This window comes from Yersinia massiliensis CCUG 53443 (assembly GCF_000312485.1).
GTDB lineage: Bacteria > Pseudomonadota > Gammaproteobacteria > Enterobacterales > Enterobacteriaceae > Yersinia > Yersinia massiliensis.
Window position 1 is genome coordinate 1077502 of the sequence record NZ_HE997643.1, and the last position, 26992, is coordinate 1104493.

Below are 26992 nucleotides of genomic sequence, written 5' to 3' on the forward strand. Positions count from 1 at the left end.
GCAAATGTCTTTACCTTAAACCATCATACTGTCTTCATTTCCCCCTCAGTTCTGGGGTCTACGGAGTGGATAGTTTCATCCTGGAGCTGCTTGAACGGCTATGCCTGAACAGGCCTGTCGATTACAGAGATGCACTTCTGCAAGTATTAACCTGTGAACTGAATCAGCTACCTGAATTGCCACTTCAGCTCACACTGCCAGAAGATCGTCGGGCGAGAAATGTTGCAAACGAATTATTAAAAAACCCCGGATGTGTGTTGAGTCAGACACAACTGGCCCATAAATGGGGGATTAGTGTACGAAATCTTAGCCGCTTGTTTCATCAGGAAACCGGTCTAACTTTTAGCCGATGGCGTCAACAGGTAAAAGTACTCTCTTCACTTCAATGGATTCTCGCCGGATTATCCGTAAACGAAGTGGCACATCTGAGCGGCTATAACAACGTCAGTGCTTATATTGAGATATTCCGAGAACATTTTGGGAAAACTCCGGGGCAGTATAAGGAAATAGACAAATCGGCAGTGAGTCCATTAGCGACTGTGGCATTTAAAACTTATCCTTAACAATAAGTTGCGTTAATAACGTGGTTTTTTACTCCATTGGCCTTCGAACCTCATCTTCTATTCTTAGGCTGATCCTCTGCGGATCAACACCGGCGGTAATATAACGTCTTGTAATTGTAAATCGACGCCTGCAATGCGCTGGAGTAAACGTTGTCCGGCACTGTAGCCAATCTCACGTGCTGAACTGGTGATAATAGTTAATGGCGGTTCAGTCAGCTCGGCCTCTGGTGCATCGCCAAACCCTATCAGTGCAACTTGTTGATCGAGGTAAGTATCGACACCCGCACTGCCAATGGTTCTACCAGTACGCAAAATGCCGAAATAAGCCCCAAGCGCGACCGAGGCTTGATGGCAAATTATGGCACTCACATTTGGATGATGCCGTAATAAGGTTTCAGCTGCATCGGCAGCGGCTTGCTGCTGACCATCACTTTCAACCACCCATTCTGATCGAAACGGCAGGCCATACTGTAGCAATGTGGCGCAAAAACCCCCTAATCGTTCAGCACGAGTTAATGAGTGCGAGAGGCCCCCTAAGTAGGCAATTTTCCGATGACCACGATCAATGAGAAACTCAGTCGCCATTTTGGCGGCTTGCATATTATCTGGCCGTACAACATCGACGCCTTCCAATACATTCGCACGGGCCGCACAAATGAGGGGAATATCGTGTTCTGCGGCTTTTTGCTGTAGCCCCATTTCTGCTCGGGCACCGCCCCCCAGAACTAATCCATCAACCCCTTGATCAATTAGGGTATCGAAACAACGCAATAGCCCCTTACCTTCTCGGCCACTTTGCGTCAGAAACAGAACTTTACCTTCTGTCTCGATCGCCTCACTTAAACCGGCGGTCATTGCAGCATAGAAAGGATCGCCTATGTCGCGAACTATCAAGCCGATCACCCCCGACTCCCCTCCACGCAGTTGCGCCGCCTGCCGGTTGCGGACATAGCCTAACTGTTCGATAGCCTGATTGACGCGATCTGAGGTGGTGGGAGAAATGCGGCCTTTGCCACTGATAGCTAACGAAACCGTCGCTACAGAAACACCCGCATATTTCGCCACATCAGTAATGGTGATTTTTTTAATGGTCATACCAACTAATAAGCCAAGTTAAACGTTTAATCCCAGAAATGACTCTAGCACAATCAACGGATCTGACATTGCAGATCAATACTCAGCAAGGATCCTCGATTTGCATACATTAGCTGTGGATTCGATAAAATACGCGCCTTTAGTTCTACCTAGCGTGATAAATGCGAAGGTTATACAAAAATAGGATCAATAATTGTGAGTTATCACTCATATTATCTGGGTTAAACGTTTTATCTTATTTTACCTCCAGATAAGGAGACGAAAAGATCACCACGATCGAGTGTTTTAAGAACAGGAGCCACTATGTCAGCGGTAAAAAAACAAAAAATCACGCTGTGGGAATTTTTCCAGAGTTTAGGGAAAACCTTCATGTTGCCGGTCGCCTTGCTCTCCTTCTGTGGGATCATGTTAGGCATCGGCAGCTCACTGAGCAGTAAAGATGTCATCACCCTCTTGCCCTTCATCGGTCACCCAGCTTTCCAGCTATTATTCACTTGGATGAGCAAGGTCGGTTCTTTTGCTTTTAGCTTCTTACCGGTCATGTTTGCCATCGCTATCCCCTTGGGTATGGCGCGCGAAAATAAAGGCGTCGCAGCATTTTCTGGTTTTGTCGGCTTTGCCGTACTCAACCTCGCCACTAACTTTTATCTCACCACCAGCGGCGTGTTACCCACCACCGACTCTTTAGTACTGAAAACCCATAACATTCAGAATATATTAGGGATTCAGTCTATCGATACGGGCATATTGGGTGCGGTCATTGTTGGGGTTATTGTTTATTTGCTGCATGAACGTTTCAATACCATTCGTCTACCTGATGCATTAGCTTTCTTTGGTGGCACACGCTTTGTCCCTATCGTCACCACGGTGGTTCTTGGTCTTATTGGCTTATTGATCCCATTGATCTGGCCTTGGTTCGCTGCCGGTATTAATGGTTTGGGTCGATTAATAAATGGGGCCGGTATATTCGGACCAATGATTTTTGGCAGTGGCGAACGCTTATTGCTCCCATTCGGCTTGCACCATATTTTGGTCGCGTTGATTCGTTTCACAGAAGCGGGTGGCACGATGGATGTGTGCGGCCATAGTGTCAGTGGCGCACTGACTATCTTCCAAGCACAATTATCCTGTCCGACAACCACCGGTTTTTCTGAAAGCGCCACTCGCTTCCTCTCTCAGGGAAAAATGCCCGCATTTCTCGGTGGTCTGCCCGGTGCTGCATTGGCGATGTATCACTGCGCAAAACCAGAAAATCGTCATAAAATTAAAGGATTGCTGATTTCGGGTGTGGTTGCCTGTGTCATTGGCGGAACAACCGAACCTATTGAATTCCTGTTCTTGTTTGTTGCACCGTTCTTGTATCTGATCCATGCGATCTTAACAGGCTTAGGCTTTACTGTGATGGCGTTGTTGGGCGTTACCATTGGGAACACTGACGGCAATATCATCGACTTCGTGGTGTTTGGTATTCTGCATGGGACCGCGACTAAATGGTATTGGGTGCCGGTTGTCGCCGGGATATGGTTCGTTGCGTACTATATGATCTTCCGATTTGCCATACAGCACTTCAATATCAAAACGCCGGGACGTGAAAATGAAACCGTCGCCAGCAGCAATGCTGAAAAAGCGGCTGCGGGTACCGTCACTGGTAAATCTGGCTATAACTCCCCTGCTATCCTTCAGGCCTTGGGCGGCGCGGATAATATTGTCTCACTGGATAATTGTATTACCCGTTTGCGAATGTCAGTCAAAGACATGAACCTCGTGGATAAAGAAGCCTTGAAGGCCAACCGCGCCATCGGTGTGATTCAATTGAATGACCATAATTTGCAAGTCGTTATCGGCCCACAAGTGCAATCAGTGAAAGATGAATTAGACTCACTGATAAGCAATGGCCAATTTGCCCTACCTTAGCGCTGTCACACAGTAAGCGCCGTTACTTACATTCCGATATACCCAACGTTCTTGACGTGATAGCGGTTCGCCCTGTCACCTCAAAAACCGAGGGTATATTTCATAAGCGAGATACTCATGTTCGATTTCTCCACGCCGGTTGACCGTCATGGTACTTGGTGTACCCAGTGGGACTATATTGCTGACCGTTTTGGTGCGGCGGACTTACTGCCATTTACTATTTCTGATATGGATTTCCCGACCGCTCCTGTGATTTTACAAGCACTCAACCAACGTATTGAGCACGGAGTATTGGGCTACAGCCGTTGGCAGCATGAAGATTTTCTGGGGGCTATTCGTCATTGGTATCAGCAACGCTTTGGTTGCCATATTGATACATCGATGGCGGTCTATGGGCCATCAGTGATTTACATGGTGGCCCAATTGATTCGCTGCTGGTCAGCACCTGGTGATTTTATTGTCACCCACACCCCCGCTTATGATGCTTTTTATAAGGTGATCCTCGGTAACCAGCGGCAACTACTCAGTTGCCCACTCCATAAAGTGGATAACCAATGGCAATGCGACATGGCCCATTTGGAGGCTCTATTAGCGCGGCCTCAAACCAAGGTGTTATTACTGTGTAGCCCACACAACCCCACAGGTAAAGTGTGGACACCTGAAGAGTTGGTTCATATGTCAGAGTTGTGTGAACGCCATCAGGTGAAAGTGATCAGTGATGAGATACACATGGACATGACGTGGGGTAATCAACGGCATACGCCATGGAGTCAGGTAGGACAAACACCATGGGCCTTGCTAACGTCGGGGTCCAAGACATTTAATATTCCCGCATTAACTGGCGCTTATGGTTTTATCAGTGATACGGAAACCCGCGACACCTATAGCCAAATGTTGAAAGGTCGTGATGGCCTCTCTTCCCCCGCCGTATTAGCTATCGTGGCGCATATTGCCGCATATCAGCAAGGGGCTCATTGGTTAGACGAATTGCGCAGCTACCTGCAAGCCAACTTAGTTTATGTGGCACAGCGCTTAAATGAAGCCTTCCCAACATTGAATTGGCAACCACCGCAAGCGACCTATCTGGCATGGATTGATTTACGTCCACTGAATCTTGACGATCATCAGTTACAAGAAGTGCTCATCGAAAAAGAGAAAGTGGCTATTATGCCGGGTTTCACCTATGGCGAAGAGGGTCGAGGCTTCTTACGGCTTAATGTTGGCTGCGCACGTAGTAAGGTAGAAGCTGGCATGGATAAACTCATTAACGGCATCCAGTTTTTACAGGGAAAATAGCTGAATTCAGTTGGTAATAACTGTTTGTGCACCAAGTGAATATATTTAAAATGTAACCTCTCTTGGATGGGTTACATTTAAATATAGGAACAAGGATTTGTGCCTAGAATTGAAAACATGAATTTTATAACTGCAAGTTATGGTGATTTCATATTTCAACGTTTGAACTTTTCTATTGATGACCATGATTTTATTATTATTTTCTCGGAAGTGGTCATCTTAGAAAATGGAGAAACATCTAATTTTTCTAATGACGAACTGGGTTTTATCATTCCAAAAAATAGTTATGAAATAAAATTTGACCGAGCAGAAAATTTTCACAATGAACACTACTTTGAACTACCCGCAGAAAAATATAGTCAGCTTAATTATCAAAGTCTAATGAGATTAGGTGATGCATTAAATATTATAATTAGTAATCATTATAATAAATTTATACCTCAGGTCTATTTATCTGTTGCTGTTAATACTAGGTTAAAACTATTTTATGACCGACTGTGTGAAAAAAGAAACTTCAATATACCCGTTGAAATCAAGACAAATATTGGCGAAGGAGGAAGAGGATATGCCATCAAAACACCTCGATTTTATGATACTTCAGCGAAAAATAGAGGGCATGAAACGTGCCAAAGCCGCTTTTGTCGCTGCTGAAAAAAATGGCACGCTGAAAGTCGTCCGTGTCACTAACTCAAACTCACCACTGCCACACTGATTCTTCTCGCACCATTCCGTTGATGAATGGTGCGCTATCTTGCTATCACCTCGTCACTCATCATTATGTGTGATGAAAATCATCTTTCTATGCAACTCGGTGGATATTTTCACTGATTTGTTTTTATAATGTTCCGCACTTTACCGACTAGAATCGATTCCCGATAAAAGTGAGTGCACATTATGATTGATCCCCGCCAGCCCTTGACCGACATTCATCGCCATCTTGATGGCAATATCCGTGCGCAAACCATTCTGGATTTGGGTCGCCAATTTAATCTCCCCTTACCTGCCAATGAACTTAGCGCCCTGCGCCCACATGTGCAAATCACCAAAACTGAACCCGATTTGATCAGTTTCCTGCAAAAGTTAGATTGGGGTGTCGCGGTATTAGGTTCGCTGGAAGCCTGTCGCCGTGTAGCTTATGAGAATGTCGAAGATGCTGCCAATGCGGGCCTGCATTATGCCGAACTGCGCTTCTCACCCTTTTACATGGCCATGAAGCACCAATTACCCGTTGCCGGTGTCGTGGAAGCGGTAATTGACGGTATTACCGCCGGTTGTCGTGATTTTGATATTGATATTCGTTTGATCGGCATTCTCAGCCGCACATTTGGAGAGCAAGCCTGCCTGCAAGAACTTGATGGATTACTGGCACATCGTGACGGCATAACTGCGCTAGATCTGGCCGGTGATGAACTGGGTTTCCCCGGCGGTCTGTTCCTCAGCCACTTTAATCGTGCACGGGATGCGGGTTTACGTATCACCGTTCATGCGGGTGAAGCCGCCGGCCCTGAAAGTATCTGGCAGGCAATCCGTGAGCTCGGCGCAGAACGAATTGGTCATGGTGTCAAAGCAGTGGAAGATATTAAGCTGATGGATTATTTGGCTGAACACCGTATCGGTATCGAATCATGCCTGACGTCCAATATTCAAACCAGTACGGTCGCCTCATTAGCGACACATCCACTGGCCCTGTTCTTGCGCCACGGTGTTATCGCCTCAATCAATACCGATGATCCTGCGGTTCAAGGCATTGAAATTGGAAACGAATATCATGTTGCTGCACCTGCTGCGGGGCTAACGCCAGCAGAAATTCGTCAAGCGCAAGAAAATGGTCTGACTATGGCCTTCCTTAGCGAATCTGAAAAGCAGGCTCTGCGCGATAAAGTCCTGGGATAGTCAGTCACAACAGTCGACATAAAAACGCCCGTATCTCAATCAGGTACGGGCGTTTTCCTATTTTGAACCTAATTTTCTATTTTGAATCCAATATTTTGACACTAAATCAATTGGCTATGACCGGAGTCTACTTCGTCTCGACGCTATCCCTTGAAGCCTGCTGTGCCGTCGACAGCGCCAGCTCGGAATTCTCGCGCGCCACCCTTTTGGCGTAACGTTGTGCTAATACCGCACAAACCATCAATTGAACCTGATGGAATATCATCAATGGCAATACCATTACCCCGACTACAGAGGCGGGGAACAATACATTTGCCATCGGAATACCGTTAGCGAGACTTTTCTTCGATCCACAGAACACAATGGTGATTTCATCTGCCGTATTGAAGCCTAACCAACGTGCGGCCAACGTATTGACGACCAATACAACGGTGAGTAAAACCATCGAACAAACCAATATCGCCAACAACGACCAACCATCAATTTGGTGCCAAATCCCTTGGACCACCGCTTCGCTGAAGGCAACATACACCACCAAAAGAATGGATGACCGGTCAGTGATATTCACCAGTTTTTTATGGCGTTCAACCCATTTAGCAATCAACGGGCGTGATAGATGGCCGACAATGAATGGCACCATCAATTGCATGACGATTGAACCAATGGCATGCAACGTATCTGTCTCCCCGCCTTGCGTCTGCATCAACATGCCCACCAAAATCGGGGACAGGAATACACCAAGGATGCTCGATGCTGATGCACTACAGATTGCCGCCGCCACATTTCCCCCCGCCACGGAGGTATAAGCAATGGCGGATTGAACGGTGGCTGGTAAAGCACACAAGTAGAGAAAGCCCAGATACAGGGTTGGGGTTAACACACCGGGCACCAAAGCGTTCATCCCTAAACCCAGCAGCGGGAATAAGGCAAACGTACTGAGGAAGACCACTAAATGCAGTTTCCAATGCCCCATCCCCGAAACTATTGCTGCGCGAGATAACTTAGCACCGTGCATAAAGAACAATAATGCGATTGCCGCGGTCGTCAGGTGTTCAAACCACACTTTAACTTCCCCTTCGCACGGGAAGATTGACGCGATAATCACCACACAAATCAGGACTAATAAAAACGTATCTATCTTAAGACGTTGTAACCATGACATGCCAAAGTGTTCCTCATTCCCTTCGTAGCTGGAGTTGTCATTCTTTTACTTAACGAGTAGCAAGCTGCTCAGACTGCTGGCAAACACCGATGACTCAGTCTAGAACGGTGAGGACAGGCAGAAGAGTAAAGCGTTCGCGCCATCAAGGATGATTTTACGGCGTCTTTACGATCTGCTTGTCTTCTCCGCAACGGGCACTTTTTCAACTATCTCAAGCTGCTTAGCTGCCCTTAATTTGCTGACGTGACGGGCAACGTTTTCTTCTGCTGATCAGAAGCGATACCCAACTCAATCAACTCCATTACTTTAATCGCTTCACTGGCCGGAACAGGGTTAACCGCATTGCCCAAAATAGCGTCACGGATACCGGCGTAATAAGCGGGATAATTACCCGGAATGGTCAATAATGGTTTCTCGGCAAGCACACCATCATGTGACAGTGTCACAATACCATCGCGCATGTCATAACCCCAATCTGCTTGCGGTAAGCGTTCACCCGCTTTCAGCCGATCTTCTTGTGGGTCTAAGCCGAACTTGATATAGCTCCCCTGCAAACCATGGACGATATAGCGCGCGGTTTCTGCTGCGGCGAGCACCGTCCCATGCAGCACGACCCGTTGCTCAGGATAGCTCAGCACCGCATGGAAATAATCAACCGACTGCGATCCGGGGCGGAGCATGCCTAAATCCACATTTAAGGTGTCTGGTAAACCAAACAGTTGCAGTGCTTGATCCAATAAATGCGGCCCTAAATCGTACCAGATGCCACTACCGGCACCGGCTTGTTCACGCCAGCGTTGGCGGATCTCCGGACGATAGCGGTCAAAGTGAGACTCAAAATAGACCACTTTCCCCAGCGCACCTTCCGCCAGCAGCGTTTTTAACGTTAGGAAATCACTGTCCCAGCGGCGATTGTGGAACACGGAAAGCAATAAGCCCGCATCATCTGCTTGGCGTTTCAGTTCATTTGCTTGTGACAGTGTCACGGTAAAAGGTTTATCAACGACCACATGTTTACCCGCTGCCAGTGCTTTTTGTGCTAACGGGAAATGAGTGTCATTGGGGGTGGGGATCACGATGAGGTCGATAGAGGGATCGTCAAATAACGCTTGTGGGTCTGAAACCACATTCATCGTTGGCCAGTCAGCATGGACTTTACTGGCATCACTGCTGGAAACACCTGCCAGTTCCAGCCCCGGAGTGCCCATAATCAGCGGCGCATGGAAGGTTTTGCTGGCGTAACCGTAGCCCAGTAGACCCACTTTAATTTTTTCGGCCATTATATTTCCTCTTGCCCGGAATCCCCGTTATCTTTCAAGGCGTAGTGATGTTTCCTACACCTTGAATTTTATGGGGGTTATTTTGTTATCTGATATCTCTCGATTAACCGATTTGACACCATGATGATTCCCGCGACAAGAGGTAATTTTTTACTGTGTGTGACTCGCAGGCTTAAACCCGCACTAGCGCCTCGGTATTATCCCGCCATTCGGGCTGGCGCAGGCTGCGTTGTGGGTAGTTCGTTTCTATGCTGCGACGCCTGAAATCACTGGGGCTCACCCCTACACGCTTGCGGAAAACACGGGAAAAATAGAGTTGATCGTCATATCCAACGACACGGCCAATCGTGGCAATGGGTTCTTGGGTCGTTTGCAGTAATAACTTTGCACGGATAACGCGCTGATCTTCACGCCAACGCAGGATGTTAATCCCTACTTGTTCGCGGAACAGGTGCGCCAGCCGCGAGGGCGACAAACAGACATGCCGCGCAACTTCATCAATACGCAACTCACCCGCCAGATTACCGGTAATAAACTGACATGCCTCAATGACGCGAGGGTCCATGATACGTTGCGGGCTAAGGGGGTCTTCTTCCATCGCACGCAGCAGCAAACGCTCGAGCAAATTCATTCCCAGCTCTTCGCCAAAGCGCCGGCCAGATTTTTGTGTCTGTTCGATATTGGCAAACAGGCGATCAAATTCCAGCAACAAATTATTATTCGGTAGGGATAAACGGCCGACTTCATGTGTTTTGCTGTGCCATTCCAGCCAGTCTGCCCAATACGCCCGTGGCCGGAAATAAACCCAGCGGTGATACCAACAATCGCTGTTGGGTGAGCGGCCATAATAGTGCGGAGCTTTAGGGGGAAAAAGCAGTAAATCGCCGGGATTGCTGTAAAACGTGTTTTCGCCATCAAAAATCTTACCCTGACCTTTAATGGTCAGATTCAGAATGTAGCCTTTCATGCCGCCCGGCCGGTCGATAAAGAAATCGAGTGGTCCGTCTGCCAGAATCGGGGTTAATCCCGCGACCAGGTAGGCGTTAAACGTATAGCCTGGCAACAATGGATTGGGTTGCGGTTCCTGAACCATTCGATGGTACATATAGCCTCCTTGGAGCCCTACGCTGTTTTTGGTCTATAAACTCATCCTGCTTGTTTCAGTTTATCGGGCAGATTTCACGCCGCCCGATAGTCGTGACAAAATTGTGAGCCAGAGAGTATTTTTTATGGATTTTTCTGTCGTCAGCGCGTTTATACCGTCCGCTTAGCGAGCTGTTTGTAACGGTCGAAGATCACTGCTGCCAGCAGAATCAAACCACGAACAACGTACTGGGAGAACGGTGAAATGTTCAGCAGGTTCATGGCATTTTCCACTGTACCGAGAATCAAGACACCGGCAATCACATAGGAAATCTTACCGATACCGCCTTTGAGTGATACCCCACCCAGCACACAGGCTGAAATAACAATCAGTTCATAGCCAATCGACGTCATCGGCTGGCCACTGGTCATACGCGAGGCCAAAATGATCCCTGCCGCGGCTGAGACTAATCCTGACAAGACAAAGATAATAATTTTGGTGCGCACAACCGGTACCCCAGCCAAACGTGCCGCATCTTCATTACCACCAATCGCCAAGGTATTACGGCCAAAAGTCGTTTTATTCAACAGAAAACCAAAGAGAGCCAGACAAGCGATGGTTATCCAAATGGGCGCAGGCAAACCCAGCCAGTTGGTGTAGCCTAGCGCAAAGAAACGTTCGTCTTCGATACCCACGGCTTTACCATCAGAAATGATGTAGGCCAAGCCGCGGACAATCTGCATGGTAGCCAATGTGGTGATCAAGGCGTTGATCTTCAAACGCGCAATCACAAAACCGTTAATCAAGCCACAGGCGGCCCCCAGTAACAGACCTGCGCCCACACCCAGCCACAGGCTTTCACTCATATTTATCACGACAGCGGTAGTGACACCGGCGCATGCAATGACCGAGGCGACGGATAAGTCAAAGTCACCGGATGCCAGACAGAACAACATCCCACAAGCCACCATCCCTGACATCGAGATAGCCAGCCCTAACCCTTTCATATTGATGAAGGAGCCAAAATTAGGCACAAAGATGATGCAGCCAATAAAGACCACCGCAAAGACCACCAGCATGCCGTAACTGTCCCAGATGCGAGATAAGCCTAAGCCGCCTTTAGCTGGCGCATCCTGTGGCGGTTGTGAGGGTGACGAATTTGATGCCGGATTCTTCTTATCAGAATTCAACGTAACGCTGGACATGGTTTACTCCTTAATCAGGCAACCGCAGGCGCGGCATCAGTAGCAATATTCGGGGTGCGGAGCATCGCTAAACTTAGCGCTTGCTCTTCAGTGGCATAACCGTGGTCTAACTCGCCGGAAATCGCCCCTTCACGCATCACCACGATCCGGTCAGCCAGCCCGAGCACTTCGGGCAAATCACTGGAGGCAAACAACACGGCAATACCTTGCTTCGCCAGTTGATAAATAACGTTGTAAATTTCGTGCTTAGCCCCAACGTCGATGCCCCGTGTCGGTTCATCCAACAAGATCACTTTCATATCTTCGGATAACCAACGGCCTAATATGGCTTTCTGCTGATTCCCCCCCGATAGATTCATAATCAACTGATGAGCACCTGGCGTTTTGATATTCAGTGACTCAATACGTAATGCCGCATTCTCCCGCTCCCAGCGGTTATTGATCAGACAACCCGCCGTCAATGTTTTGCGTCGAGCACTGATATTGATATTGTCTTGCACCGAATGGACGGGAATGATGCCGTCTGCTTTGCGATCTTCAGGGCACAGCATGATACCGGCCGTGATAGCGTCAATGGGCGATCGAATCGAGATGGGTTTGCCATCCAGTAATACCTGCCCACTGGTCAATTTTGTGCCGCCAAATACCCCTTTCAGTAACTCACTGCGACCCGCACCGACCAAACCAAACAGACCCACAATCTCGCCTTGATGCACCGTCAGATTGATGGGGGATTTCACGCCAATGGCTTTGACGTCTTGTAATGTCAGGCGCGCAGCACCTCGCTCACGTGGCTGATAACCGTAGATATCGCCCAGATTACGCCCGACCATGGCTTGCACCAGCGAATCATTATTGACCTGAGCCATATCATCAAAAGTGCGTACATAGCGGCCATCTTTGAAGACGGTAATGGCATCACTTAAGGCAAAAATCTCTTCCATCCGGTGGGATACATATAAAATGACCCGCCCTTCAGCGCGTAGCTCGCGGATCACTCTGAACAATTGTTCGATTTCACGCGCCGACAGCGAACTGGTCGGTTCATCAAAAGCAATAATTTTGGCATTTCGGGCCAGCGCTTTGGCAATTTCTACCATCTGCCATTGGCCAATAGAGAGATATTTCAGTGGCGTATCGGGATCAATATCCAATCCTAAATGTGCCAACTGTATGCTGGACTCATAACGCAGCAATTTGCGATCAACCATGCCCATTTTGGTGGGCAATTGACCCAAATAGATATTTTCAGCCACCGTCATTTCCGGAACCAAATGCAGCTCCTGATAGATGATAGCGACGCCGGCATCAAGCGCCTCAGTGGTATTGGTAAAATTAACCGTTTTGCCTTTAATGCGGATCTCGCCTTGCGTTGGCGTGTAATTGCCACTGAGAATTTTCAGCAAGGTGGATTTACCCGCACCATTCTCACCCATCAGTGCGTGGATCTGGCCCGCCTGACACGTGAAACTAATATCATCCAGCGCTTGAACACCGGGGAAACTTTTTCCGATGCCACAAAAGGCCAAATAAGGTGACTGCTCGGCTTCCAGCTCGGCTTGTAACGCAGAATGGAGTGCTGACATGATGGCTTCCTTATAAAGTGGGGTTGCACTGGGGGTAAGCCACGCCTACCCCCAGTGCGCCATTGCGCATAGCAGAATTACATCAGGCCTTTCTTCTCTAACTCAGTTTTGAAATTATCCCGAGTGATCAGCACCACATCGGTGACTTCGGTAAATTTCGCCGGTTCGACATCTTTGGTTACCCAGTCGTGCAGCATCTGGATACTTTTGTAACCATGGATATCTGGGCTAGGTAACAGGGAACCGTAGAAGCCGGTCGCTTGGCCTTTGGACAGTTCGCTGACGGCATCCACACCATTGATACCAATACCGATGACATTCGGTGCTTTAAAGCCCTGACCTTCTGTTGCTCGCACACCACCCAACACGGTGTTGTCGTTCATACCCACGATCAGCCAGTTTTTCACTTCAGGATGCTGTACTAACATGGAGTTGGCGGCATCAAATGCGCCGGGGATATCATTGGATTTCGTCGGAACTTTATAGATCTGTTTCTCTGGGAAGCCCGCCGCTTTCAGCGCATCCATTGAGCCCGTAGTGCGACGGCGTGCTGTGTCCAACTCATCAGAGGTAATGGCCATCACAGCGGTTTCACCCGGCTGCCAACCACGATTATTCATTTCTTTCCACAATTCTTGCCCTTGGCGTTCACCAATTTTGGTCGCGGCCATCATCACTAACGGCACGCTTTCCATCGGTTTGCCTTTGGCATTCACAAATTGATCGTCAACCGCGATGACTTTCAAGTTATAGCTGCGCGCCTTAGCTTCAATGGCTGGCCCTAATTTCGGGTCTGGTGTACAGATAACGAAGCCTTTCGCGCCACTGGCCGCCAGACTATCAATTGCATTTAGCGTCTTCTCACCATCGGGCACTGCAATCTTTATCACTTCAAAACCTAAGTCCTTACCGGCTTTATCCGCGAATTTCCATTCGGTCTGGAACCAGGGCTCTTCAGGTTGCTTTACCAGAAAGCCTAACTTCATGCTCTCGGCAATAGCTGAATGTGACATAACGGCCGCTAACCCAACTACCGCCAGCGCCTTAGTTAATTTATGCATAGTGTTCTCCGGACTGTTTTTGTAGGAAGAGACATTTTTTGTTTATTTATTCGTCAAGAATTCAATTCTGACGATTTTTAGTGGAAACGTTATCAATCATGTTTTTTCGTTTCCTCAAGGCTAAATGCTTTATTAAAAGCCAGATAACCTCGCCATACCCGGTAAGACGATGACAGTTTTAGCGTGATTTATGCTTTGGAATGTAGAGCGCTATCACATCCGGAGATTACAGTTTATTTATCCATATATTCAGCAAATTTAACCTCTCTCTAACTTTTGACTGACATCACAAAAACGCTGTAGGAAGCAGAAAAGTGCATACTTCCAGCTATCTACTCCTCACCGCTTGCTTGCACACACTTCTATCTTTGATAGCAATCAATAGGCTATTGCCAATCAATCCTCGTGTTCTGCAATCATTAGGAGCAACCACTTATGACAGGCGACGTTATCTCGGCAGAGAGTGCCATTTCGGCAAATAAGGCTATCTCCCTCGGCCTAGATTTTGGCAGCGATTCCGTCCGGGTATTGGCGGTAGACTGTCAACATGGCACCGAGATCGATACCGAAGTTGTCTACTACCCACGCTGGCAGCAAGGACTCTATTCTCAGGCGGCTCAAAACCAATTTCGCCATCATCCCCTTGACTACATAGAAGCCATGGAGCAAGCCATTCGTCAGGTGGTCGGCCGCTTGTCAGCAGAACAGCGTCAACAGATTGTAGGAATTGGGGTGGATACCACCGGCTCAACACCGGCACCGATTGATGCGCAAGGTCGGGTCTTAGCATTACGCCCTGATTTTGCCGATAACCCCAATGCGATGTTTGTCTTGTGGAAAGACCACACAGCAATTGAAGAAGCGGAAGAAATCAACCGTCTATGCCGCAGTGGTGAATTTGCGGATTATTCGCGCTATATCGGCGGTGTTTATTCTTCCGAATGGTTCTGGGCAAAAATTCTGCATGTCACGCGTGCTGATGCGGCGGTGCGTGAAGCGGCTGTATCTTGGATTGAACTCTGTGATTGGGTTCCAGCATTGTTATCAGGCACTACGGCGCCACAGGATATCCAACGGGGCCGTTGTAGCGCGGGACATAAAAGTTTGTGGCACCCATCATGGGGAGGATTACCGCCACGGGAGTTTTTAGCCGCACTGGACACTAGTCTGGTGAACGACCTTGAATACCCCATGTTTACCGATACCTATACTGCCGAACGTCCTGTGGGGTTAATTACTGCTGAATGGGCTGAACGTCTCGGGGCCACCGTGATCATTTCTGGCGGTGCATTTGATTGCCATATGGGCGCTGTCGGTGCGGGTGCTCAGCCTTATACCTTGGTTAAAGTCATCGGCACCTCCACCTGCGATATTTTGATTGCTGATGAAAAGTTGGTAGGTGATCGTGCTATTGCGGGCATCTGCGGGCAGGTCGAAGGCAGCGTCGTGCCCGGTTGGATAGGTATGGAGGCTGGTCAATCTGCCTTCGGTGATATGTATGCTTGGTTCAGTCGTCTGCTGAGTTGGCCATTACACCAAGTCGCCTTGGCACAGCCCGAATTGCAACCACAGCTAAAACAAATTGAATCTACTCTATTGGCCTCACTGACGGCTGAATGGGCGAAAAATCCCTCCCTTGATCACCTCCCAGTGGTACTGGATTGGTTTAATGGTCGCCGCACCCCTAATGCAAATCAGCGCCTAAAAGGAGTCATTACCGATCTGAATTTGGGTACCGATGCCCCCACTCTGTTTGGCGGGTTCATCGCCGCGACAGCATTTGGGGCGCGTGCCATTATGGAATGCTTTGAACAACAAGATATCCCCGTCGAGAACGTGCTGGCCTTAGGCGGCATTGCGCGTAAATCTCCGGTTATCATGCAAGTTTGTGCCGATGTGATGAACCGCCCGCTGCAAATAGTGGCCTCGGATCAATGCTGTGCACTTGGTGCCGCTATTTTTGCCGCGGTTGCCGCAGGCGTGTTTGATGATGTGCCAACAGCACAGCGCCATATGGCTTGTCAGATTGAACGTACCCTGACTCCAAATGCCGAGCAAGTTGCCCGTTATCAGCAGCTTTATCAACGTTACCAGCAGTGGTGTTTGTCCGCCGAACCCCATTACGCACCGATCAACTGATCTTGATGGTTAACCTTATCTATTTTTAATTGGAGTATCAGATGGACATATTCAAACAATCAGAAGTGTGGTTCGTCATCGGCAGCCAAAACCTCTATGGTCCTAAAACACTGCAACAAGTGATGGATCATGCCCATCAGGTCGTCAATAGCCTCAACAGCGAAGCAGACTTACCCCTCAGACTGGTGCTGAAACCTTTAGTGACCACACCCGATGAGATAACAGCACTGTGCCGCGAAGCTAACTTTAATACCGCCTGCGTCGGCGTGATGACTTGGCTACACACTTTCTCCCCAGCCAAAATGTGGATTGGTGGTCTGTCGATTCTGAATAAGCCCTTGTTGCAATTCCACACGCAGTTTAATGCACAGATCCCATGGGAAACCATGGATATGGACTTTATGAACCTGAACCAAACCGCCCATGGCGGCCGTGAGTTTGGTTTCATTGGCGCGCGTATGCGTAAGCAACATAGCGTGATCACCGGTCACTGGCAGGATAAAGAAGCTCATCAACGCATCGCGCAATGGATGCGTGTTGCGGCAGCTAAACAAGAAAGCCAACAACTCAAAGTGGCACGCTTTGGCGATAACATGCGTGAAGTTGCCGTCACGGATGGGGACAAAGTTGCCGCCCAAATCCAGTTTGGCTACAGCGTTAATGCTTATGGTATTGGTGATTTAGTCACGGTCGTCGATGCCGTTAGTCAGGCTGATATTGATACGCTGGTGGAAGAGTATGAAGCCACTTATCGCTTGACCGATGCCGTAAAATTGAACGGTAACAAACGCGAAAACTTGTTGGACGCTGCAAAAATTGAGCTAGGCATGAAGCGTTTCCTAGAGCAAGGTGGTTTTAAAGCCTTCACCACTAACTTTGAAAACCTCTACGGCCTGAAGCAGTTACCGGGATTAGCGGTACAGCGCTTAATGCAGCAAGGTTATGGGTTTGGCGGCGAAGGTGACTGGAAAACCGCAGCATTACTGCGCATCCTCAAAGTGATGGGAACGGGCCTGAAAGGCGGCACCTCATTTATGGAGGATTACACTTATAACTTCCAACCGGGTAATGATCTCGTGGTCGGCTCTCATATGCTGGAAGTCTGCCCGTCTATTGCCAAAGAAGAAAAACCGCTGCTGGACGTGCAACATTTGGGTATCGGCGGGAAAGCTGATCCGGCTCGTTTAATCTTCTCTACCCCTGCTGGCCCTGCGCTGAATGCCAGCTTAATCGATATGGGCGATCGTTTCCGGCTGTTGGTCAATATCGTTGAGACGGTTGAGCAGCCACATCCATTGCCTAAACTCCCAGTGGCACGCGCTATTTGGCAAGCTCAGCCTTCACTGGCCACCGCCGCCGAAGCTTGGATCATCGCGGGTGGCGCGCACCATACTGTTTTCTCGCAAGCTATTGGTGTCGACGAGTTGCGCCTGTATGCAGAAATGCATGGCATTGAGTTCCTGCTGATCGACAACGACACCACTCTGCCAGCATTCAAGAATGAAATCCGTTGGAATGAAGTGTATTACCATCTTAACAATCGTTAAGCGCACCGACATGTAACCTGTACGAGTGAACTTATTGTTTTCGATTAAACCAATTTTCTCGATATAACCAAGGGGCTTAACCGCCCCTTTTCTTTTTCTATCTCGTCGGCCATTCCCATTCAGGTATATTTTCTTGCTGCACGTGTGTTTCACTCCATTGCTTATCCAACAAGATTTGATTGCAGTGCGCTTCTTCCTGCAAGGCCCCCACCAGTTCTGCGGCATGTGAAACCACAATCACTTGCGTATGTCGTGCGGCCTGACCAATTAAACGAGCCAGTGGTTTGAGTAAATCAACATGCAGACTGATTTCTGGTTCATTCAGTATCATCATCTCTGGTGGTCGGGGTGATAATAGCGCCGCCACCAATAATAGGTACCGCAACGTGCCATCAGAAAGCTCTGCCACCTTAAGCGGCCGTAGTAAACCTTGCTGTGACAGTTGAATTTCAAAATTAGGCAGAATTTCTAATGTTGTCCCCGAGAAAGCATCTGCAATGGTGTGGTTTAAGGCGTCGGCATCCCCGATTTCTATGATGGTTTGCAATGCCGCCGCCAGATCCGAACCATCACTGGCCAGTACCGGCGTATAAGTGCCTATCTGCAATTGACGTGCAGGGGCATGTCGATCCGTGCGTAGATTGTCGTAGAAACGCCATGCACGCATCCGCTCGCGCATGAGTAGGATCTCAGGTGCATCTCGAGGGTCGGTACTGTGCGTCATGATACTGTCATGAGCGGCTAACCCATGGTAAGCCTCACGCCAACTGCCGCGTTCATCGCGAACCCGTACACGCGGGCCGCGACGCTCAGCAAAAAGGGTGTTATGAGTGAGAATATTGCCACACCACAAACTTTCAATTTTGATTTCTGGATCTCGGGCAAAATAGGAGCGACGCGGGGGCGGTAACCCAAGATCAATGGCGTAACCGTAATCGTCACCCGCGAAACCCAATTTAAGACTAACAGGATGATGCCTGACCGTGCCTTGGATCGGTTGCTCTCCCAATTTCATGGCCTTGGAAAAAGACTCAGGCCCGGCCCAAAGCGTGGATTGCAACCCTCCCTCTGCCGCTAGCGACTGAATCACCTGCCCTTGACCAATGTCAGACAGCAATCTTAGTGCGCGATAAAGGCTAGATTTACCGCTGCCATTAGCACCGGTAATTACATTTAATTGCCCTAATTCCAGTACCACGTCACGCAAAGAACGGTAACCCGAGATGGCAAGTCGAGTAATCATAAGTCCCCTTTTTAATACGATAGATTCCGTTACAATCGACAACTGATGATATATACAGTACTCAATCATCATGTACGTTGTCTATCTCATGTTTAGGGGCTGCTGACGCTTTATTGCCTGACACGACATGTTATCCCGTTTGTAACTGCCATAAACGCGCGTAGACACCCTCTTGATCCACCAGCGCCTGATGACTGCCTTGTTCTAGCACTTGCCCCTCTTTTAAGACCAAAATGCGGTCACACTGACGTAAAGTGTTTAACCGATGGGCGATACAAATCACCGTGCGATTGCGGGTGATGACCGGCAATTGGCGCATAATGGCCGCCTCGGACTCATAATCTAAAGCGCTGGTGGCCTCATCAAGAATCAGGATTTTGGGGTCTGCCATGAGTGCTCTAGCGAGAGCGACACGCTGTCGTTGCCCGCCGGAAAGTAAACTGCCCTTTTCTCCAACCTGCGTTTGATAGCCTTGCGGCAGTGACATAATAAAATCATGCGCACCCGCTTGGCGGGCGACATGTTCAACCTGAGCGTCATCAGCGTTGGGGCGGCATTGGCAAATATTGTCTCTCAACGTGCCTGAGAACAGTACGCTATCTTGCAAGACTACACTCATTTGGCAACGTAATGCCGTGGCGTCGGTAATGGCTAAATCTTGCCCGTCCACCAGAATCTGCCCGTGCTGCGGGATATAGAGACGCTGTAGCAACTTGGTCAGCGTGGATTTTCCACAGCCTGACGGTCCTGTAATGCCGATAAATTCGCCGCCCACAATCTCCAAATTAAGATTCTGCAACACCTCAGCCGTATCGGGACGATAGCGAAAACGCACCTGTTTAAAGGTCAAACTTCCCGTCCGCTCATTGCCGGAGGATAATCCCGCACTGCCCGGTTCGGTCGGACAATCCAAGATAGTACCGATGCGTTTCAGAGCAACTTGTGTATGTTGGAAATCTTGCCAGATCTGCGCCAAACGCAGGATGGGTTGGGTGACATAACCTGAAAACATCGTAAATGCGATGAATTGCCCTGGACTCAAATCACCGACCAAAACCAAATTCACGCCATACCAAAGTAAGATAGCTGACGTCACCTTATTGATCAGCGTAATGCCTTGCTCAGCCGTATTCGCTGTTCGCGCACAAGCAAAGGAAGCCCGAACGTAACCCGCTAATGATTGCCGCCAGCCCCGATTAAATTGATGCTCCGTTGCTGACGTTTTAATGGTCTCCAACCCGCTAATGGCTTCGGTCAAAAACGCAGTATTCTGCGCGCTGGCTTCATATTGCCGCTCAACACGCTGGCGTAAAACGCCTCCCACCGCCCACCAAAACAGCAGATAACACAGCAAAGAAAACAGTACGATCCACGTCAATTGGCTGCTGTAGCAAAACATCACCGCGATAAAAGTGCCGACAAAAATCAGGTCTAGCAGCATCGTTAAAGCGGATCCCGTTAAGAAGCTGCGGATCTGTTCCATTTCGCGGACTTTGGCGATCGTTTGCCCCGTTTGTTGCTCGCCAAAGTAGCTTAGTGGTAGCCCTAGCAAATGACGATAAAGGCGAGTATTGAGCTCAGCCCCCACACGACTGGATAGATGGGAGAACAACCACCCTCGTAAGAAGGTGTAACAGGGTTCAGCAATCGCCAATACAATCATGGCACTGCCAAGTACCATCAGACTCCCGACACCCCGACTGACGAGCACTTTGTCGATTACCGTTTCAAATAGCATGGGTGTGACCAGCAAAATGCCTTGCAGCAGTAACGACACTAAAATGATGTTACGGAGTTGGTGGCGATACTTGGCGATCACCGGAATGAACCAACTGAAGCCAAACGCGGTTTTCTTCTGCGTTTGTTGTTCTGCTTTTGCCAGCAATATAGCCTCACCTGACCACAGACTAGCCAGTTGCTGCTGGCTGACGGATTGCTTCTGGTGACTAGCTGCATTGTAAATGACCGCCCCATCTTCATTGAATGCCAGCAGCACGTACCACTGCGCACCATCCCTAAAGAGTATCGGTAGCGCTAAATTCCCCAAACGTTCAAATTGCTGGTATACCTTCCTCGCACGCAAACCAATCCAACCTGCGCAGCGACAGACAGCAATGCTATCTATTTTTTCGGATGTTAACCCCAACTGATGGGCCAATTGAGAGGGTTCTACAGCCAGATCAAAACACGCAGCGGCATGGGCTAACGCCGCCAAGGGTTGAATCGCCTGAGTTGACGTTGAACTCGTCATATCAACGCTCCCTCATGGCTTCGGATTGATATTGTTGCAGTGGGCTCAGCAAATAATCGATTACCCGCCGTTGGCCTGTTTTGATCTCCACACTGACGGCCATCCCTGCCGATAGCCGTACGGGTTTCCCTTCCACAATAAGCGTATCGCTATGCAACCGAATACGTGCTGGGAAGACTAACCCTAGCTGTTGATCCTCCATGGCATCACGGGAGACATGTTTGACGTCACCCGATAGCGTGCCAAATCGGGTGTAGGGGAAACTGTCGACTTTCACTTCTACCGCCTGCCCCGGCAATACAAAACCCACGTCTTTATTGAGTACCATGACATCCAGTTCCAACTGATGATCTTCGGGCACCAACACCATCAGCGGCTGAGCGGTCGTCACCACACCACCGAGCGTATGAACGGCCAATTGCTGTATCACTCCTGAGACTGGTGCGCGCAAGGTCTGTTGGCGCTGCTTTTCACTCAACTTGATCTGTTCCTGCTGCAATTGATTAATCACTTCATGGGCTTTATTTAATCGTTCTTGGTAGCTGCGTTTTTTTTCAGCCAAATAGTGCAAACGTGTCTGCGTTAAGTTGAGGTTCTTCGCCTCTAAAACGACTTGCTCACTTTGAAAACGGCTTGCTTCTGCCGTCGCGTTTAGCCATTCACGTTCTTGCACCAACAATTCGACTTCAGCAATCGATTTTGATTTGGCCAACGTTCGCAATGCTTGTAGACGTTGATGAATGTTTTTCATCAATGTCTTTTGGTTGGCGATATTGGCGATAGCGGCCTGTAGATGGGCTTGATTAACCACCTGCTCACTGTCCATACGGGACAACTCTGCATTCACTTCCTCATGCTCTTTCGCCAAAAGTGCCGTTGACATCTTAATCAAATCTTCAGGTGCTTCTACAGGGGAGATAAAGTGCGCCAGCGGGTCATCTGTCAGCAGTGCCACCATACGCGCGGCTTCTAGCAAGCGATGCATCAATTGTTTATTGATATTACTGAGCTCCGCATCAATACCGATCGGGTTCAACTCAATCAAGATCTGACCGGCTTCAACCCTGTCACCATCGCGAACATTAATGGCTGTCACGACACCGGGTTCTAGCGGTTGGATCACTTTCGAATGCTCAGAGACAATGGCTTTGCCATTTGCTGAAGCATGAATATCTAGCTTCCCAATAACCGACCATATCAACACCAGCAACAACGTCAGCATCAAAAACCATGCTGTACGCCGTGCAAGTGGGGCCACAGGTCGCTCCACGACATCTAGATAGGCAGGAAGAAAGTCGTATTCATCGCGGGGGCGATCAGCGGGGAAATGGCGCTGCCAGTAGCGCTTTAATCCGTTAATGAACGGCGAGTTAGCCAAAAACTGTATCAATTTCATTTTAATTCCTCATGGCTAAAATCAGCCTGTTGCAGCCAAAGCTGGGCATAGACGCCATTCAACGCCAGTAATTCATCATGATTAGCCAACTCAGTGATGCGCCCTTGGGTCATGACGCCAATACGATGGCAATGCCGAACGGTCGACAGCCGGTGAGCAATGGTGATAACGGTACGATTAGCAATAATGCTGGCCATGTTTTTCAATACTTCAGCTTGTGATTCATCATCCAAAGCGCTGGTCGCTTCGTCGAAAATTAACACGCGGGGATTGGCCATCAAGGTGCGAGCAATCGCGATACGCTGGCGTTGACCACCTGAAAGGGACGAACCGCCTTCTGACAGCACGGTGTCGTAGCCTAATGGCAAAGCCAGAATAAAGGCGTGCGCCCCTGCCAGTGATGCAACATTGACGACCTCACTGAGCGAGGCTGTGGGTCGCGAGTGAGCAATATTTTCACGCACGGTACGGTTGAACAGATAGCTTTCTTGCATGACAACGCCCACTTGGCGTCGCAAATATTCAGGCGAGAAATTCCCTAAAGAATAGCCATCAAGAGTAATGTTCCCTTGCTCCGCGACATAGAGTCGTTGCAACAACCGCGCCACAGTACTCTTGCCCGAACCTGACGGCCCTACCAACCCAATATGCTCACCTGCACGCAGAGAAAGTGAGAAGTCACGAAGTACGGGGTCTAGATCAGGGCGATAGCGGAAAAGCACATTTTTTAATGCGATATCACCACGGATGGGTTTGTCGCTAGGGGTGGCATCCACCGCTTGCTCAGCCGGTAAACTTAAAATGTCGGATATCAGCATCAAGCCAACTTGCGCTCGTATGCTCTGTTGCCATAAATCGACTAATTTACTCATTGGCATTAAGGCTTGGACAGCCAACATGTTAAAGGCAATCAGTTGCCCGATACTGAGCTGGACAGACATCACCTGATACGCCCCCACGACAATGACCACCGCACCGGCCACTTTTTGCAGTAACTGCGCCGTTTGGCTGCTGAGGTTTTGCAGGTTTTGCACCTGAAAATTCGCTTCAGCAAAATCACGAGTCTGTGTTTCCCAGCGTTGCTGCATTTGGGGTTCGAGCGCTAAACTTTTGACTGTCTCAACACCCGACACGGTTTCGGTTAAAAAGGCACCGTTTTGTGCCGCGCAGCAGCACAATACTTCTACTTTTTTTTGCAATGGCCGAGTGGTCAATACCGCTAATAAAAAATAAAGGGGCAGAACCCCCAATATGATCAACGTCAGTAACGGGGAAATACACCACATTACAATAAATAATATAAGGGTAAAGGCAACATCGACACAGAGTGTCAGCGCTGAACCCGTAATAAATTCACGAATATTATCGAGTTCTCGTACTCTAGCGACAATATTCCCGACATGACGCTGCTTAAAATAGCTTAAAGGTAATTTGATTAAATGCTTAAATAACTTACCCCCTAATAAAATATCAACCCTCGTAGTGGTATGAGCGAAAATATATTCTCGCAAAAACTTCAAGATAACTTCATACACCCCGACGACAATGAGGGTCGTAATTAACACATCCAGTGTAGTCAGCGCATGGTGGACGAGCACTTTATCCATGATAACTTGAAAGAAAAGTGGCGAGATCAATGCTAGAAACTGTAACAGCAGGGATAAGGCCAGCACTTGAGTTAACGACTTTCGATGTTGCCATAAAACGGGAATAAACCATCGGATATTAAAGCGTGACTGGCTACAATAAATAACCACCCCACTCCACATATCAGCAAGCTCTTGATATGTAATAATTTCAGGTTTATTACTCTCTGCGTGCTGTAATAAGACTTGTTTATCGTTAAACCGTGCCAATAAAATGAATCTGCCTCGCATATCACGAAAGGCTAGCGGCAACTGTTCAGGCTGAATATTTTTAAGTTGCTGTGTTTTGACTTTAAAACGTGCTGATGTGACACGAGAAAATTGAGTTAAATATTGCTGCAATGAAGCACGCGTGGCCATTGTCGTATGATCAATAACCGTATTTTGGCTAAACTCATCAGCCGTCTGCGAATTCAACCCCGCTAAACGGAGTAATCGCGCAGCGCAAACTAATGAAGAGTGAACATGGTTTTCCATAAATTGTATTACCACCTAAAGCATTAGGAATATCGGTCACCAAAAATATCAATACCGGACCCGCCGAATAATATATAGCGCCAATATCATAAAAGGTTTTTTCTATACGACTAGCGTCAGGTAAGAGTGTGTAATTCTTTATAATTAAAGAAATGTTGATTGAACTATTAGATAAGAATTAAATTCACGCTAGGAATAAGCAAGGTAACAATATTGGAAACGTATATTAATCGCTCTGTCTTTAAGCCAATGGACTAATAGCCATGGGTCACTTCACATTTATTGATTTATATCGTCAATGATGTACCACTTTGTGTGATAATTTCGCGGTGATTAATTGCCACTGAGGTTGGCTCCTGCCGTATTATCACTGATAACAGGACTTTTTCTCGCCATGACACCGACACTATCCTCTACTGCCGATGACCGATGCCCTATCCCTGCTCGCACCCCTGATACTCCGCTATTACCCATCCAACAGATTGCGCAGCAACTTGGCCTGTCGGAAGAAGCCTTAATCCCTTATGGCCATCATATGGCAAAAGTCGATATCAAAGCCTTACGGGCGGATGCCCCACAAGGTAAGCTCATTTTGGTTTCCAGTATTACGCCCACCCCCTTTGGTGAAGGCAAAACCGTCACCACGATTGGTTTAAGCCAAGGCATTAATCTGTTGGGCCATCGTGGCGTGGCGTGTATCCGCCAGCCTAGCCTCGGCCCTGTTTTTGGTGTTAAAGGGGGGGCCGCAGGTGGTGGTGCTGCACAAGTTGTACCGATGGAGAAACTGAATCTGCATTTAACGGGCGATATACATGCCATCAGCGCGGCACATAATCTGGCCGCCGCCGCACTGGATGCTCGCATGTACCATGAGCAGCGATTGGGCCAATCCTTTAGTCAAAATACCGGTTTACCCTTACTAGAGATTGATTCAAAACACATTCTGTGGCCGCGAGTCGTTGATCATAACGATCGTGCGCTACGCCATATTCGTGTGGGGATCGGGGGGAGTATCAATGGAGTCGAACGCGAAGATCATGTCGAAATAACGGCAGCATCGGAGTTGATGGCTATTTTGGCATTATCTGAAAGTTTGCAAGATATGCGCCAACGTATTGGTCGCATTATTTTGGCTCACTCAATCACGGGTCAAGCGATTACCGCCGAAGATTTGGGGGTTGCGGGGGCCATGACCGCCTTGATGAAAGAGGCCATTCACCCAACCCTCATGCAAACGAGCGAACAGACACCGGTGTTAATCCATGCAGGGCCATTTGCCAATATCGCGCACGGTAACTCCTCCGTGCTCGCAGACCGGCTAGGATTGCAATTGGCCGATTACGTGGTGACCGAGGCGGGTTTTGGTTCTGACATGGGGATGGAGAAATTCTTTAACATCAAGTATCGCCAATCAGGTCTAGCCCCCGCTTGCGTGGTATTAGTGGCAACATTGCGTAGCTTGAAAGCGAACAGTGGTGCTTTTGATATCAAACCGGGCCAACCTCTGCCAGTCGCGATCTTCACAGAGAACATTCCGTTACTCAATGAAGGTTGTGCCAACCTGAAATGGCACATTGAACACGCCAAAAGCTATGGCTTACCGGTTGTGGTAGCGGTAAACCGTTTCCCTGACGACAGTGCTGCAGAATTGACATTCTTAGCCGACTTTGCGCTCTCTGCTGGCGCTTATGCCTGCGAATTTAGCGACGCTTTCGCCAAAGGCGGGTCAGGAACACTCGCATTAGCTCAACAGGTGATCAATGCCTGCGAGCAATCAGTATTCCCTCTGCTGCCTTATTCAGATAGCGCGACATTAGAACAAAAGATCGAAATTTTGGCGCAACGTTATGGCGCACGAGAAATTCGTTTTACCCCTGAGGCCCGCCAACAGCTTGATGAGATAACCACCGCCGGTTTTGGTCATTTACCACTGTGCATGGCCAAAACACCGTTGTCGATAAGTGCCGATGCCAATTTGAAAAATGTCCCCCGTGATTTTGTGCTACCCATCACCGCCTGCGCGGTATCGGCCGGTGCGGGCTTTGTCCGTATCTATGCCGGTAACATTATGACCATGCCTGGTTTGGGTGCTCAGCCAGGATATACCCATATTGATATAGATGACGAAGGGCATATTTGCGGGTTAAGCTAGCG

Annotated in this window: 19 protein-coding genes; 8 read left to right on the forward strand and 11 right to left on the reverse strand. The window is 48.6% G+C overall.

What is annotated here, in order from left to right:
* Positions 1-65: 65 nt before the first annotated feature.
* Complete coding sequence (locus tag BN68_RS24255; protein WP_226720394.1) at positions 66-563, forward strand: helix-turn-helix transcriptional regulator; 498 nt, start codon at positions 66-68, stop codon at positions 561-563.
* A 63-nt stretch (positions 564-626) separates the two neighbouring features.
* Here BN68_RS24255 and malI read toward each other — a convergent pair whose 3' ends face one another.
* Complete coding sequence (gene malI, locus BN68_RS04850) at positions 627-1658, reverse strand: Mal regulon transcriptional regulator MalI (RefSeq protein ID WP_019210032.1); 1032 nt, start codon at positions 1656-1658, stop codon at positions 627-629.
* 303 nt (positions 1659-1961) lie between these two features.
* On the opposite strand from malI, the gene malX reads away from it, so the two are divergent.
* The 4 genes from malX (at position 1962) to add (ending at position 6761) form a co-directional block, all read left to right on the forward strand.
* Entirely contained in the window at positions 1962-3572 is a 1611-nt protein-coding gene (gene malX, locus BN68_RS04855; RefSeq protein ID WP_019210033.1) for a maltose/glucose-specific PTS transporter subunit IIBC, read from the forward strand.
* Positions 3573-3689: 117 nt separating this feature from the next.
* Positions 3690-4868 (forward strand): MalY/PatB family protein, encoded by a 1179-nt coding sequence (locus BN68_RS04860; RefSeq protein WP_019210034.1) that lies wholly within the window; start codon positions 3690-3692, stop codon positions 4866-4868.
* A gap of 99 nt (positions 4869-4967) precedes the next feature.
* Positions 4968-5519, forward strand: coding sequence for a hypothetical protein (locus BN68_RS04865; protein WP_231294018.1), 552 nt, complete (start codon positions 4968-4970; stop codon positions 5517-5519).
* A 243-nt stretch (positions 5520-5762) separates the two neighbouring features.
* A complete protein-coding gene (add, locus tag BN68_RS04870) occupies positions 5763-6761 on the forward strand; it encodes an adenosine deaminase (RefSeq protein ID WP_019210036.1) in 999 nt (332 codons plus the stop codon).
* A 127-nt stretch (positions 6762-6888) separates the two neighbouring features.
* Here the strand turns inward: add and BN68_RS04875 are convergent, their stop codons facing one another.
* The 6 genes from BN68_RS04875 to BN68_RS04900 all read right to left on the reverse strand — a co-directional run bounded on the left by BN68_RS04875 (position 6889) and on the right by BN68_RS04900 (position 14139).
* Positions 6889-7923 (reverse strand): bile acid:sodium symporter family protein, encoded by a 1035-nt coding sequence (locus BN68_RS04875; RefSeq protein ID WP_019210037.1) that lies wholly within the window; start codon positions 7921-7923, stop codon positions 6889-6891.
* A gap of 230 nt (positions 7924-8153) precedes the next feature.
* On the reverse strand, positions 8154-9203 hold the full coding sequence (locus tag BN68_RS04880; RefSeq protein ID WP_019210038.1) for an oxidoreductase: 1050 nt from the start codon (positions 9201-9203) through the stop codon (positions 8154-8156).
* Positions 9204-9375: 172 nt separating this feature from the next.
* On the reverse strand, positions 9376-10308 hold the full coding sequence (araC, locus tag BN68_RS04885) for an arabinose operon transcriptional regulator AraC (protein ID WP_019210039.1): 933 nt from the start codon (positions 10306-10308) through the stop codon (positions 9376-9378).
* Positions 10309-10457: 149 nt separating this feature from the next.
* Positions 10458-11492, reverse strand: a complete 1035-nt coding sequence (gene araH / locus BN68_RS04890; RefSeq protein ID WP_019210040.1) for an L-arabinose ABC transporter permease AraH — start codon at positions 11490-11492, stop codon at positions 10458-10460.
* A gap of 14 nt (positions 11493-11506) precedes the next feature.
* A complete protein-coding gene (gene araG / locus BN68_RS04895) occupies positions 11507-13078 on the reverse strand; it encodes an L-arabinose ABC transporter ATP-binding protein AraG (protein WP_019210041.1) in 1572 nt (523 codons plus the stop codon).
* Between the two features lie 77 nt (positions 13079-13155).
* Positions 13156-14139 (reverse strand): arabinose ABC transporter substrate-binding protein, encoded by a 984-nt coding sequence (locus BN68_RS04900; protein ID WP_019210042.1) that lies wholly within the window; start codon positions 14137-14139, stop codon positions 13156-13158.
* 435 nt (positions 14140-14574) lie between these two features.
* Between BN68_RS04900 and BN68_RS04905 the strand changes: the two genes are divergently transcribed.
* Positions 14575-16278 carry a ribulokinase gene (locus tag BN68_RS04905; RefSeq protein WP_019210043.1) on the forward strand — a complete coding sequence of 568 codons (1704 nt, stop codon included), beginning with the start codon at positions 14575-14577 and terminating at the stop codon, positions 16276-16278.
* Positions 16279-16319: 41 nt separating this feature from the next.
* The gene (araA, locus tag BN68_RS04910) at positions 16320-17825 is read left to right on the forward strand and encodes an L-arabinose isomerase (protein WP_019210044.1); all 1506 of its coding nucleotides are present in this window, start codon (positions 16320-16322) and stop codon (positions 17823-17825) included.
* 97 nt (positions 17826-17922) lie between these two features.
* On the opposite strand, the gene BN68_RS04915 is transcribed toward araA, so the two are convergent.
* The 4 genes from BN68_RS04915 to BN68_RS04930 form a co-directional block, all read right to left on the reverse strand.
* Positions 17923-19068, reverse strand: coding sequence for an AAA family ATPase (locus BN68_RS04915; RefSeq protein ID WP_019210045.1), 1146 nt, complete (start codon positions 19066-19068; stop codon positions 17923-17925).
* A 130-nt stretch (positions 19069-19198) separates the two neighbouring features.
* On the reverse strand, positions 19199-21319 hold the full coding sequence (locus tag BN68_RS04920; protein ID WP_019210046.1) for a type I secretion system permease/ATPase: 2121 nt from the start codon (positions 21317-21319) through the stop codon (positions 19199-19201).
* 1 nt (position 21320) lies between these two features.
* Complete coding sequence (locus tag BN68_RS04925) at positions 21321-22715, reverse strand: HlyD family type I secretion periplasmic adaptor subunit (protein WP_019210047.1); 1395 nt, start codon at positions 22713-22715, stop codon at positions 21321-21323.
* Positions 22712-24838, reverse strand: coding sequence for a type I secretion system permease/ATPase (locus tag BN68_RS04930; protein WP_019210048.1), 2127 nt, complete (start codon positions 24836-24838; stop codon positions 22712-22714). Before BN68_RS04930 ends, BN68_RS04925 begins: the two co-directional genes overlap by 4 nt.
* 394 nt (positions 24839-25232) lie before the next feature.
* Here BN68_RS04930 and BN68_RS04935 point away from each other — a divergent pair, with 394 nt between their 5' ends.
* On the forward strand, positions 25233-26990 hold the full coding sequence (locus BN68_RS04935; protein WP_019210049.1) for a formate--tetrahydrofolate ligase: 1758 nt from the start codon (positions 25233-25235) through the stop codon (positions 26988-26990).
* Positions 26991-26992: the final 2 nt, after the last annotated feature.